10 protein-coding genes are annotated in these 13,645 nt (G+C 45.4%); 8 read left to right on the top strand and 2 right to left on the bottom strand.

All coding sequences use genetic code 11. The features are described 5' to 3' along the window. The first annotated feature begins 117 nt into the window (after positions 1-117). On the top strand, positions 118-1,149 hold the full coding sequence (locus tag F3I09_RS09515; RefSeq protein WP_149694796.1) for a sugar phosphate isomerase/epimerase: 1,032 nt from the start codon (positions 118-120) through the stop codon (positions 1,147-1,149). 76 nt (positions 1,150-1,225) lie between these two features. Here F3I09_RS09515 and F3I09_RS09510 read toward each other — a convergent pair whose 3' ends face one another. After that, on the bottom strand, positions 1,226-2,014 hold the full coding sequence (locus F3I09_RS09510) for a FecR family protein (RefSeq protein WP_149694795.1): 789 nt from the start codon (positions 2,012-2,014) through the stop codon (positions 1,226-1,228). A gap of 208 nt (positions 2,015-2,222) precedes the next feature. On the opposite strand from F3I09_RS09510, the gene F3I09_RS09505 reads away from it, so the two are divergent. From F3I09_RS09505 to F3I09_RS09490, 4 genes are all read left to right on the top strand, one after another. After that, positions 2,223-3,401 carry a proline dehydrogenase family protein gene (locus tag F3I09_RS09505; protein ID WP_149694794.1) on the top strand — a complete coding sequence of 393 codons (1,179 nt, stop codon included), beginning with the start codon at positions 2,223-2,225 and terminating at the stop codon, positions 3,399-3,401. Between the two features lie 196 nt (positions 3,402-3,597). Continuing rightward, positions 3,598-4,392 (top strand): thymidylate synthase, encoded by a 795-nt coding sequence (locus F3I09_RS09500; protein WP_149694793.1) that lies wholly within the window; start codon positions 3,598-3,600, stop codon positions 4,390-4,392. A 38-nt stretch (positions 4,393-4,430) separates the two neighbouring features. Then, positions 4,431-4,925 carry a dihydrofolate reductase gene (locus F3I09_RS09495; protein WP_149694792.1) on the top strand — a complete coding sequence of 165 codons (495 nt, stop codon included), beginning with the start codon at positions 4,431-4,433 and terminating at the stop codon, positions 4,923-4,925. Positions 4,926-5,033: 108 nt separating this feature from the next. After that, positions 5,034-5,954, top strand: coding sequence for a T9SS type A sorting domain-containing protein (locus tag F3I09_RS09490; RefSeq protein WP_149694791.1), 921 nt, complete (start codon positions 5,034-5,036; stop codon positions 5,952-5,954). Positions 5,955-6,120: 166 nt separating this feature from the next. On the opposite strand, the gene dnaG is transcribed toward F3I09_RS09490, so the two are convergent. After that, positions 6,121-8,100 carry a DNA primase gene (gene dnaG / locus F3I09_RS09485; RefSeq protein ID WP_149694790.1) on the bottom strand — a complete coding sequence of 660 codons (1,980 nt, stop codon included), beginning with the start codon at positions 8,098-8,100 and terminating at the stop codon, positions 6,121-6,123. A 366-nt stretch (positions 8,101-8,466) separates the two neighbouring features. Here dnaG and F3I09_RS09480 point away from each other — a divergent pair, with 366 nt between their 5' ends. The 3 genes from F3I09_RS09480 to F3I09_RS09470 all read left to right on the top strand — a co-directional run bounded on the left by F3I09_RS09480 (position 8,467) and on the right by F3I09_RS09470 (position 13,637). Continuing rightward, positions 8,467-9,057, top strand: coding sequence for an RNA polymerase sigma factor (locus F3I09_RS09480; protein WP_149694789.1), 591 nt, complete (start codon positions 8,467-8,469; stop codon positions 9,055-9,057). Positions 9,058-9,156: 99 nt separating this feature from the next. Beyond that, on the top strand, positions 9,157-10,143 hold the full coding sequence (locus tag F3I09_RS09475; RefSeq protein ID WP_149694788.1) for a FecR family protein: 987 nt from the start codon (positions 9,157-9,159) through the stop codon (positions 10,141-10,143). A gap of 83 nt (positions 10,144-10,226) precedes the next feature. Continuing rightward, positions 10,227-13,637 carry a TonB-dependent receptor gene (locus F3I09_RS09470; RefSeq protein ID WP_149694787.1) on the top strand — a complete coding sequence of 1,137 codons (3,411 nt, stop codon included), beginning with the start codon at positions 10,227-10,229 and terminating at the stop codon, positions 13,635-13,637. Positions 13,638-13,645 lie beyond the last annotated feature (8 nt).

Genomic DNA, 13,645 nt, shown 5'->3' with positions numbered 1-13,645 from the left:
TCAAGATAATGACAAAATGCGAAAAAACTATTCTTTTAAGGTAATTTTTTACAGTTTTTTTCCTGTGGTATCCACTTTGAACCATAAAAGTGTATTTTGTTATATAAAACCACGTATATGAATAATCCTAAACAACGTAGGGAGTTCCTCAGGCAAATGGCATTGTATACCATGGGAGCGGGTTTGTTACCCTCTGTTCTGGCAGCCTGTAATACCGGCTCTTCCACAAAGGAAAGCAAAGACAGTACCAACGCAGAACAAACAACAGCTGACAAAACAGCGAAAGATCTGTTCTTTAAGATATCCCTGGCAGAATGGTCTTTCCATGAGGCGATATTCGGAGGAAAACTGTCACATCTTGACTTTCCTGCGAAAGCTAAGAACGACTTCGGGATTGAGGCTGTTGAATATGTAAATCAGTTCTTCAAGGATAAAGCAACGGACAAAGCCTATCTGGCAGATCTGAAGAAACGTTGCAGTGATAATGGCGTGCGCAGTGTGCTGATTATGATCGATGGCGAAGGGGAAATGGGTGACCTGGATGTAAAAAAGAGGACCAAAGCGGTGGAGAATCACTATAAGTGGGTGGAAGCTGCAGAATACCTGGGTTGTCATGCCATCCGCGTAAATGCAGCAGGAGAGGGCAAGCCAGATGACGTAGCAAAAGCAGTAGCAGAATCGCTGACTAAATTGGCAACATTCGGCAAAACACATAATATCAATGTAATTGTAGAAAATCACGGGGGAACTTCTTCCAATGGTAAATGGCTGGCAGGTGTGATGAAACAGGTGAACATGCCTAACTGTGGTACCTTGCCTGACTTTGGCAACTTTTGCCTGAACCGTACCAAACCTGTAGACAATACGTCACAGGCATGGGCGGCTACGAAATGCCTGGAGGAGTATGACCGCTATGAAGGGGTTACAGAATTAATGCCTTTTGCAAAGGGTGTAAGTGCCAAAACGCATGACTTTGATGCGGAAGGCAATTGCGTGGAAACAGACTATCGCAAAATGCTCAAAATAGTGAAGGACGCCGGTTATACAGGTCATATCGGTATCGAATATGAAGGCGCTAAACTTTCCGAAGAAGAAGGTGTACGTAAAACACTGGAACTGCTGAAGAAAGTAGGTGCAGAACTGAGCTGAAAAAATTAAGCAGCAAACAAAAGATCAGGAACCCGGAGCAATAGCGTTCCGGGTTCTTTTTTTATTTATCCCTTGTTCAAAAATTAATCGTCACTTTATCTTTCCTGACCTTGTAATTAAACCTGGCGGTGCGCCGGATCTCTTCCAATACCTTTGTCAAAGATGCCTGCCTGAATTCACCATTGATGCCTCCTGCCGCGGATACATCTCCTTCTACATAGATCTCTGTACTGTACCATTCCTCCAGTTTACGAACTGCATTCATAAACGGTTCATCATGGAAAATAAGTTTATCCTGCAGCCAGGTCTCCATTTCTGCCGGGTGATATGTTTCTTTTTCCATCAGGTCAATTTCTTTATTGGCCAGTACCATATTCCCTGGACCTAACATTTCCGGCTGGTCGTCTGTTTTGGAATGATAAGACTTACTCACTTTCACTTCTCCACTTAAAACGTAGGCCGTTGCGCCCTGTTGTGATTCAAAACACCGCATTTTAAAGGCTGCGGGTTTTGTGGCCGTCATGGTCAGGATGTTCGTTTTTACTGTGAGCGGAAAAGCAGTGGAGTCAAAGTAAGCTTCCCCATCCAGCAACAGGGTATGGGTTTTAGCAAAATCAGCAGGTACAAGCAATTTTGTATTGCTGTTCAATATAACAGGTGTTCCGTCCGGTAAGGAAATTTTTTTACGTTCTCCCAATACACCTTCATAAGTGGTGTAGGTCTGTCCTTTTTCATGAAAGGAAGACAGGGCCTCTTTCGGACTCCGCAATATAAATACTGAGAGTAAGGCAATAACACATAGTACGACTATGATAACATACAGCGATTTGCGACGTGACCTGGTATTTGCTTGCTGAGTAGGCACTGGGAAAGTTGATTTTGATGAAGATATAAAATTAAAGAAAAAAATATAGGTCGGAAGCTTTATTGGGTTTAAATAAAAAGAAACTTATAGATGTTCTGTTTAATAAAAGAAGACTTTCGTTTGAGTTTTTCAAAACGGTTGCCAACGGATTGTTATAGTTGTCAGATCATTTTGTTGAAAATCTGTCAGCATACTAACTTTGCGGCCCATGGAAAAGCAGCTATCAATATCATTCGAGAATACCGCCATAGCTTTTGAATCAAAGACAGACAAGGCATTAAAAAAAGCTGACTTCCTGTTTAGCAGCATTGGCAAGCCCTGGTTAGTGAAGTTAGGAGCTACCGTAACGCCGCTGGCGCTGAAACTGGGATTGCCTGTTAAGGGATTGATCCGTAACACCATCTTCAGCCAGTTTTGCGGAGGGGAAAATCTGCAGGAAGCAGCACAGGCTGCTACTCAGCTGGGAAAATTTCATGTAGGAGTGGTGCTGGACTATGGTGTGGAAGCCATGGAAGGGGAGGAAAACTATGATCATGCTGTACCTGAGTTCATCCGTGCCATAGAATACGCGGCAGGTAATCACAATATTCCGTTCATTGCTATTAAAGTAACCGGCTTTGCCCGTTTCAGCCTGCTGGAAAAGATCCACGGCGGGGAGACATTGACGCAGGAAGAAGGGGCTGAATATGGCCGTGTAAGGAACCGTATCCTGTCCATTGCAACAGCAGCAGCCAAACATAAAATAGGATTGCTGATAGATGCAGAAGAATCCTGGATCCAGCAACCGGTAGATGACCTGGCAGACGAGCTGATGGCACAGTTTAACAAGCAGCAGGTAATTGTCTATAATACTTTCCAGATGTACCGCCATGACAGGCTGGATTACCTGAAGAAATCCTTCGAAAAGGCGCAGCAGCAGGGATATCTGTTGGGAGCTAAGCTGGTAAGGGGCGCCTACATGGAGAAAGAGCGTAAGCGTGCGGAAGAGATGGGATACCCTTCTCCAATCCAGCCGAACAAGGAAGCGACTGACAGGGATTATGACGCTGCCGTAAAATTCTGTATGGAGCGCGTGGATAAACTGGCTGTATTTGTTGGTACACATAATGAACAGAGCAGCATGCTGGCGGCCAGTCTTTTACACCAGCAGGAATTGCCGCATAACCATTCACATGTAAGCTTCTCCCAGTTATTGGGTATGAGCGACAATATCACTTTTAACCTGGCGCATGCCGGTTATCATGTTTCCAAATACCTGCCTTACGGCCCGGTGAAAGATGTAATGCCATACCTGCTGCGCAGAGCCCAGGAGAATACTTCCATTTCCGGGCAAGTGGGAAGGGAATTAGGGCTGATCCGCCGGGAAAGGAAGCGGAGAGGCATATAGTTTTTTTCTAAGACATAGTACAAAGGCGTTTCGTAACAGTAAACCACCTGTTCGAAACGCCTTTTGTATTGTAAACGGGGCTTATTATTGCCGTCATCAATTGACATCACCCTCAATAACTTTGAGGTGCTGTTATGGGTGTTGGTCAAATAAAGGGGAGTTACACTATTCTTTTAAATTTCGTTACTTTGCCCCCATGGAACAATACCTTCAACTACTCCAACATATTATAGATCAGGGAGCTGTGAAAACTGACCGGACTGGTACCGGTACCACAAGCTGCTTTGGTGCACAGCTAAGGTTTGATCTGCAGAAAGGATTTCCGCTTGTCACCACCAAGAAACTGCACCTGAAATCCATTATTTATGAGCTGTTATGGTTTCTGAACGGGGATACTAATATTAAGTACCTGAAAGACCATGGCGTAAGCATCTGGAACGAGTGGGCGGATGAAAACGGAGACCTGGGCCCTGTTTATGGTAAACAATGGCGTAGCTGGGAAACCAAGGATGGCCGTGTTATTGACCAGATCAGTGAAGCCGTAAAGACCATTAAGAATAATCCGGATTCCCGGAGAATCATAGTGAACGCCTGGAATGTGGGCGACCTGCCTGACATGGCATTGAGTCCCTGTCATTGCCTGTTCCAGTTTTATGTGGCCAATGGTCGCCTGAGCTGCCAGCTTTATCAGCGTAGTGCAGATGTGTTCCTGGGAGTACCTTTTAACATTGCCTCATATGCTATCCTTACTATGATGATGGCGCAGGTATGCGACCTGGAGCCAGGAGAGTTTATCCATACATTCGGAGACGTACATCTCTACAGCAATCATATGGAACAGGCAAAGCTGCAACTCAGCCGTCAGCCGTATGAACTGCCTACCCTGAAGATCAATCCGGCGGTGAAAGATATTTTCGGCTTCAAATTTGAAGATTTTGAGCTGCTGAATTATCAGCATCACCCTCATATCAAGGCTCCGGTAGCTGTATAAGGGGACGGTACTTTTTCTGAATTTTAAATGTTTACTGCTTGACACTTTCTATAATAGTAGCTGCGTCTGAAAATAATGTGATCGGTATTAATAATCATCTGCCCTGGCATTTACCGGTTGATATGAAATATTTTAAGGACATGACAATGGGTAAGCCAATCGTCATGGGCCGTAAGTCTTTCGAAGAACTGGGACGCGTCCTGCCGGGAAGACCCAATATCATGATCACCCGGCAGCCGGACTATAAGGCTGAGGGGCTCTACGTAGTGCCTTCCCTCGAAGCCGGCATTGAAAAAGCTAAAACATTCGGAACAGAGGAGATCTTCATTACCGGTGGAGGTGAGATTTTCAAAATGGCCTTACCGATAATAGACAGGTTATACCTTACACGTGTGCACGCTGAAGTTAGCGGTGACACTCATTTCCCGGAATTTGATCCGAGAGGATGGAAACTGGTGAAAAATGACCGTCATGAGAAAGACGAAAAACATGCGTATGCGTTGACCTTCCAGGTCTGGGAAAGAGAGAAATAAAATATTATACATTATAATAAGAAATCCCATCGGTTTACCGGTGGGATTTCTTATTATATGAGTGTTTTTGAGTATATTTGAGTATCGTAAATTTAACCCTTATTACTTATGAAAAGAATGCTATTATTGTTTGTATTACTCGCTCTGGGCCGAATGGCTGTAGCTAAAAATCCGGTTGATATTTCTCACGACAATCCCAGCGGTGCAGCGGCCACCTATATGGATCTGACGTACAGATATCTCAGGCCATGTTCAGATACAGTGGTGCTTGTGGCGCATGTATATAACAGAACATCGCCGAAATTTACAGTGGTATGGTATAACGGTGCCGTGGGAGATTCGATTTATGTGTCCGTTGCATTGAATAATATACTTCCATCTTACACGGCGGCTTTAAAAAATCCGTTAGGAACAGTAATTGACAGAGATACCATAAAGGTCTTGCCACAACAAGCCCTGAATCCGACGATTGAAATTCATCGTTCTGCTATCCTGAACAATGATACCCTGATGGCTTTTCCGCAGCAACCAGCATCGTCTGTTGAGTATTTTTACAAATGGTACCGTGATATCTGGGAAATACAGGAAGGTGACTACCCCATCTTAATTAATCCACAGCCAGGCACTTATAAAGTATATGTTCGTGACAGGGCAGGTTGCAGTGGCGTTTCTGATACCGTTCAGTTTACCCGCACAAGCGACACGTCACAGGTGGCCAGCATAAGTCTGGATGGAGATTTAGCATCGCGATTTGCATCGATCGATGCTCATGAAGAAGTAACATTGGGCGCTAATAAGGTAAAAGCCTTCCCAAATCCTTCAACAGGTCAGGTATCACTGCAATTTGGAAAACCATTACAGAAAAAAGTAACGGTGATCGTCTACAATCTCAACGGTCGTGTGATGTATACCCGTACCACTACACAGCAACTGCAGCCGCTGGAACTGTCTGGTCTGCCGAAAGGTTACTACCTGATAGAACTGAGAGGTGACGGTGAGAAAAAAGTATTGCCACTGATCCTGCAATAAGGAAAGAATAAAGAAAAAGGGGCTGACTGTCTGACAGTCGGCCCCTTTTTTATGCATAATCTTGAAGGCTTTTTTGTATAAATTCTAACGTCGCTTCTTCGTCGCTAAAAGGTCGCTTGTTCGTCCCTAACAGGAACATAAGGTTTCTGCTGCCATTCTGACAAAACTACTTGAAAACAACCGTTCCAAGCCCCTTGGTCAGTTCTGCTTCCAGCTGTTTCAGGTGAATATTCATTTGCATGCACTTGATCTGCTCTTCAATTACGGCGGACCGTTCCAATTCCTGCTGGTTTTCCAGGATCATTTTACGGATCTTCCTCAAAATGAGATAGTTGGTCGTGGAGATCGTATCCTTCAGATAGGCATTGTCGCCATATACGGTGTCTATTTCAAATTTCTCCTTCCATGCAGTGCTCAGTTCTGCTTCTTTATCTTCCATAATACCCACCACCATACTGGCAACATCCTGATCATTATGATAAAGGAACCACTTTTTATCAGGCAGGTTATCCTGGTCATACATGTCTTTGTATTCCCTTAATATCCTTTTCACCAGTTCATTGTCTGCCAGCGATTCAAAGTCGTAGGGGAGGTGGAAGATATAGTCAGCCACAGAGCTTTTATCTTCCTCACTGAAGGGTTTGTCGCCAAACCGCAGGAGTATTTTCACCAGTTCCCTTTCCTGTTTTTCATCCGGATTGAAGAAATTAACAGCCGGCTCTCCGCCGTTTTCCATCGCCTCCATGGCGGCAATAGCCTCGGGAGAGAGGTCATCGTCCATGGAAGGGGCGGCAGCGGCATTATCCCTGGCCTGCTGGTTCTCTTTCTTCTGGAAACGCTCACGGATGAACTTATTTACCAGGTTAATGAGCCCCTGTTCGTCGATCTTCAGTACCTGGCTACATTGGCGGATATAGTCCTGCTGACGGGTGAAATCCTCCGTTTTGTCAATCTTGGAGATAGTCTCCGCAATCTCATTCACCAGCTGTGATTTGCGGTTGCTGTCATTGCCTGCATCCTGCATGGAGATCTGCAGCTTAAACAGCACGAAATCCTGTTTGTTACTGGCTATAAACTCGCGGAAAGCATCTGCCCCTATCTTCTGTACATAACTGTCCGGGTCTTCCTTATCGGGGATTAAAACCAGCTTTACGTTCAATCCTTCCTCGATCGCCATATCCAGCCCTCTGAGGGCTGCCTTTATACCGGCATTGTCCCCGTCGAAGAGGATGGTCAGGTTGTTCGTGTATTTTTTGATCAGCCGCAGCTGGTGTTGCGTCAGGGATGTACCACTGGAAGCCACCACATTTTCGATGCCCGCCTGGTGGAGGGAGATCACGTCGGTATACCCTTCTACCAGCAGACATTCATTCAGTTTATCGATCGCATGCCGGGCGAAGTAGGTACCATACAGTACCCTGTTCTTTACATAGATCTCGTTTTCCGGTGAGTTGATGTATTTGGGAGCACGGTCGTTCTTGACAAGAATACGCGCACCAAATCCCAGTACTTTACCACTCTGGTTGTGAATAGGGAAGATTACACGGCCACGGTAGTTATCCCCCGGCTGCTCATTTCTGACGGTGACCAATCCCGTTTTTTGCAGGTATTCCAGGTTATAGCCTTTGGACACGGCAGTTTTGGTGAAAGCATCCCAGGTGTTCAGGCTGTAGCCTAACTGGAATTTACGGATGGTTTCCTGGGTAAAACCACGCTCTTCAAAATAACTGAGGCCTACATTCTGACCTTCTTCGGTATTAAAGAGTGTATTGGAAAAGTATTCGCGGGCGAAGCTATTGATAATGTAAAGGCTGTCCGCCATCAGCTGTTGCTGCCTGGCTTCCGGGCTTACCTCGGTTTCCTCAATAGGTACGTCATATTTCTGCGCCAGCCAGCGTAAGGCTTCCACATAGGAATACTTCTCATGTTCCATCAGGAACTTGATAGCATTACCACTCTGGCCACAACCGAAGCATTTGAATATTTCCTTGCTCGGCGTAACGGTGAAGGAGGGGGATTTCTCGTTGTGGAAGGGACATAACCCTAAGTAGTTGGCACCCCGTTTCTTAAGTTTCACGAAATTGCCTACTATCTCCACAATATCAATCCGGCTGAGTATCTGTTGTATGGTATTCTGTGAAATCAATGGCGCTTAGTTCAGACTGCAAACTTAGCTAAATTTCAGCGCTTGACGGGGCAGGGGACAAACATTGTCAATTTGGAATGATATGATATATATATCATATCTGAAAGGGTGGTTTTAAGCCGGGCAGTTACCTGATTATCATTTCAGATGGCAGTGCACATAGCGTGCAGCCATTAATGTTGTATAGATAACCCTTCCTGATAGTATTATTGGCAAGATCTTTTTGTCTGGAATAGCTAAATGTTAAAAAAATATCTTACTTGGATAAATTACCATTTATTTAAAATAGTATCATGATCTAATTTTAGACAACACGTTTAAAAAACTCAAACAGCATTTACAAAGAGGGGGATCAGAACAGTGTCCATGCATATTGTCAATAATGATCAACAGCTTGCTGCACGCCTACGCGACAGTGACCACAACGCTTTTGAAGAATTATATGCTGCCTATCATCAGCTTTTGTATAGCACAGCCTGTAAATATCTGAAAAGCGCCACTGCTGCCGAGGATGCCGTACACGAAGTATTCGTGAAGGTCTGGCTGCACCGTGAAGAGCTGGACCCTTCGCAGGGAGTACGCAATTTCCTCTTTAAATGCCTCAAGTTCCACGTACTGAACCTCATCCGCGATCATAAACGCAGTCTGTCAAAACAATACGAACTTATCTACAACGCCAGCAGTGAACACCGGGACGCCGAATCTACCGTCATATTTAATGACTACCGCAAAGTAGTGGACCACGCCATTAACAATCTGTCTGCCCAAAAGAAAAAGATCTTCCGCTTACGCTCATACGAAGGGCTTAGCAACGAGGAAGTAGCCCGGCAACTGGGATTGTCCATTAATACTGTCAAATTTCAGTATGCCCAGGCAAGTAAAGCGTTGAAACATGCATTAAAGATCATGATGAGTGCACTTCTAAGCCTTGCCTTTCTTTTTGTTATCTTTTCTTAATTTTTTTTTCAGCGCATATAATACTTTTCATTTTCCCGGGTGTAGTATTATATAGCACGTAACTATTTCATTTGTCATATTTTCACCGTAATCCACATTATGGAGCAATTCGACCAAAGTCTGCTGCATAAATACCAGCTTAACAAATGTACCCCTGAGGAATATGAAAGGGTACTGGAATGGTTTGCCACTCCTGCAGGAAGGGAATACCTGGATACTGTCATGACGCAGGATCTTGATAAGGCGCAGCCGGATATCATAATGTCTCCGTCACAGTCAGGAGAACTCTATCAGCGTATCCTTGATACTACTGCTCAGGGGCAGCCACGTTATCGCCGGTCCCGTTGGTTTACAGGTCTCAAAGTGGCCGCCGTGTTATCAGGTACCTTATTACTTGCTTACGGCGGATGGAAAGTTTATGATCATCATCGCAACACCGTTATCCAGACAGCTTATGGGGAAGTACGTACCGTAGTTCTGCCGGATCAGTCGGAAGTTACCCTGAATGGTAACAGCACCCTGCGTTATGCCCGGCACTGGGATGGTTCCGCAGGCCGGGAAGTATGGATAGAAGGAGAAGCATTCTTCTCTGTAAAACCATCAGCCGTACCCCGCTCATTCCTGGTACATACGGCCAGTAATATGAATGTGGAAGTATTGGGTACTGCTTTTAATCTCGTGGACCGTCACGGACGTATGCAGGTAGTGCTGAATAGCGGAAAGGTACGCCTGCACAGCAATAAAACGCCGGAAGAAACAATCATCATGCAACCGGGAGATCTGGTAGAATATAAAGAACAGGTACGTACAAAAGTGAAGAACCACACAAATGCACAACGTTATTCTTCCTGGAAGAGGAACAGCCTGCAGTTTGAAAATGCCAGCTTCGCCGAACTGGCGCAGCAGCTGGAAGATACTTATGGCGTAACTGTAGAGATAAGGGACACTTCATTATTACACCAGGAATTTACGGGCACCGTGCCCAGCCAGCAAATGGATATGCTGCTGGATGGACTTTCACAGCTCTTCCACCTGAAAGTAAGCCATGTTAACAATATCGTTATAATCGACAGAAAGAGTAAATAAAAAAACAATGCCGTAAATACTGCAGGCCGGTGTACAACGGAATGCAGTGACCGCAGCACAGGTAATCATTCAAATTTAAATGTATGAACAAGTTCATTAGTGCCTTTATGGCTGCTATGGGCATGGCATGTTATTGCAATATGCCGGCAGATGCGCAGGACCTGGCAGCGCTGGGTAAACCTGTCAGCCCTTTCGAAAGATCACAGACCAAGTCATTGAAAAATGTGCTGGATGGGCTTGAAGTAAAATACAATGTACACTTTATGTACAAGAGCAATCTCGCAAAATTGCAATTGTCACGTATTGAAAACAACAGAGCTTCCTCCCTGGAAGAAGAACTGAAGAGTATCACTACTCCTAATAAACTCCGGTTTAAAAAGATGGGAGAAGGTTTCTACATTATCTTTTTACAGGATGATGAACCAGCTGAAGCACCTGCTCCGGCGGGGTCCCGGGAAAACACATCTTCACAGGCACAGCAGGTAATGAGTACAACCCCGCTTAATGCTCCTGCTGCTATCCCTGTAAAAGGTGTGGTAACAGATGAAAACGGTCAGCCTGTACCTGGTGTAACGGTATTGGTAAAAGGTACAACAAACGGTACTTCCACAGGTGTTGATGGCTCCTGGTCATTACAGGTGCCAAATGAAAATGCCGTACTGGAATTTTCATTCATCGGTTATACCAAACAGGAAGTGACCGTTGGCAGCCGTACTACCATCACAGTGAAGCTGACACAGGATGTTACCGCTATCTCTGAAGTGGTGGTGGTGGCATATGGTACGCAGAAGAAAGTAAACGTTACCGGTGCTATCAGCGCGATAGATGGTAAAGATGTGAGCTGGAAGCCTGTTGGCCAGGTATCTGCTGCCCTGCAGGGTATGGCTCCTGGTGTGACAGTTACCACTGGCAGCGGCCAGCCGGGTGCTGACCAGGGCACTATCCGCATCCGTGGTGTCGGTACTTTGAACAGTACAGATCCGCTGGTGCTTGTAGATGGTGTGCAGATGAGTATGAATGATGTGGACATGAATGATATCGCATCCTACTCTGTACTGAAAGATGCTGCTTCTTCAGCTATCTATGGTGTGAGGGCTGCAAATGGCGTGATCCTGATCACTACTAAAAGAGGCGCCTCCGGTAAAGCGAAAGTCAGCTACTCCAACTATTTTGCATGGCAGCGCCCTGCACGCCTGGCAAAGTATGTAGGTGCGAAAGACTTCATGAAACTGGTGAACCAGACTGCTACTAACTCCGGTGCGAATCCTACCTATACCGATACGCAGATTGCTGCTTACGATGACCCTAACCGTAATAAAGATCTGTATCCGGACAACTACTGGCTGGATGATGTATTGACCGGCAGCGGATTTCAGCAGGAACATAGCCTGGGCGTATCCGGCGGTACGGAAGATATAAAATACCGTTTCTCCACCAATTACTTCGATCAGAAAGGTCTGATCTCCAACATGGATTTCAACCGTCTCACTGTTCGTCTGAATACAGATATCAATGTCACAAAGAAGCTGACCTTCAGTGCGGACATTGCTGCCAGACTGGGCGACAGACAGGAACCACAGGGTGCTTCAGGATCAGCATGGTACCAGTTTGGACAGGCTGCAGTAGTGAATCCGCTTTCTGTAAATAAATATTCAGATGGCACCTGGGCACTTGTAAGAGGTGGTCAGAACCCTATCCGCCTTCAGGAAGAAGGTGGCCTATACCAGTACAAAAGCAATCTCTTTACAGGTAACTTCAAAGCCACATACAATCTGGTAAAAGGTCTGAAACTGACCGGCCTCACTTCTGTTAACTACAGGTCCGACTATAACAGCATTCACGAAAAGGCGCTGACATACTTTACTGATTTCCCCACCAATGAAAAGGCATTGACACTGGGGCAGAATACTATTAAGAAAGCTTACCAGGGTTACTGGTTCAGGAACTACCAGGGATTGGCAGAATATACACATAGCTTCGGAAAGCACAATTTCACCTTGCTGGCAGGTGCTTCCCGCTTGTCTGAAACCACAGATGACCTGAGCGGCTACAGGGTGAACCTGCCGAATGGTACGATAGAGCAGATCGACGCCGGTGCGGCTACGGGACAGATCGCTACAGGTAATGGCGTTGCCTATTCACTGGTATCTTTCTTCGGTAGATTGAACTACTCCTACAACGATAAATATCTCTTTGAAGCTAACCTCCGCCGCGATGGTTCCTCCCGTTTCTCTGACGGTCAGAAATGGGGTATGTTCCCATCTTTCTCTGCCGGCTGGCGTATCTCTTCAGAGGAATTCATGCATGATCTGACCTTCATCAACAATCTGAAATTACGTGGTTCATGGGGTAAGCTGGGTAATGATGTGATCCTCGACAGAGATAAACAATCTACCAACTATCCTTACCAGTCAGTATACTATTACAACAGTTATCCTTTCGGTGGAGTACTTAATCCTACTGCAGGTATTCAGATCTATCCCAACTCCGGCCTGACATGGGAAACAACCGTGATGACTGACGTAGGTGTAGATGCGACATTATTCAAGAACCTGGATTTCACTTTTGATTACTATAAAAAGAATACAAAAGATATCCTGCTGTTCCTGCCAATCAATCCTTCTGTAGGTCTGGAACCTCCTGCACAGAATGCCGGTAAGGTACAGAACACAGGATGGGAAGTATCATTGAACTATCGTGGTAAGATCGGCCAGGTTGATTATCATGTAGGTGGTAATCTCTCTGATGTTCGCAACAAGATCGTCGACATCAAAAATACTGACGCGATCAGCAGGGATAATAACTTCATTTATACGGGTCTCATTACAGGGCAACCTATCGGAGGCTTCTATGGCTATCAGGTAGAAGGCATCTTCCAGAATGCTGCGCAGGTAGCAGCACATGCTACACAGCCATTCCCGACCACAGGTCCCGGTGATCTGATCTATAAAGATCAGAACAATGACAAACAGGTAAAGGAAGGATCAGTGAGCAATGGTGGTGATATGGTGTACCTGGGTAGCAATATTCCAAGATATACCTATGGCTTCAACCTGGGTGCTGATTTCAAACACTTCGATCTGTCAGCCTTCTTCCAGGGCGTAGGTAAAGTATCTATTCATACACTGCCAATAGAAAGAGCGCCAACATCCAATGACGGTAACTTCAGGGAAGAGCACCTGAATAGCTGGACAACTACTAATACAGGTGCAGCTTTCCCAAGATTAGTAAACACCACACAGAACTATCAGTCATCTTCTTACTGGGTGAAGAGCGGCGCTTACCTGAGGCTGAAAAGCGTGCAGCTGGGGTATACATTGCCCGATCATATCATGAGACGGACAGGCTTTGACAGATGCCGCATTTATGTAAGCGGACAAAACCTCCTGACCTTCTCTTCCCTGCCGAAAGACATTGATCCGGAAGCACCCAACGATAGCAGGTATTACCCACAGGTGAGAACCATCAACTTTGGATTAAACGTGCAATTTTAAACTAAGTA

The organism is Chitinophaga sp. CF418 (genome assembly GCF_900142925.1).
Classification (GTDB): Bacteria; Bacteroidota; Bacteroidia; order Chitinophagales; family Chitinophagaceae; genus Chitinophaga.
The sequence above is the reverse complement of the archived record's forward strand: the minus strand, read 5'-3'. Positions and strand labels throughout refer to the sequence as shown.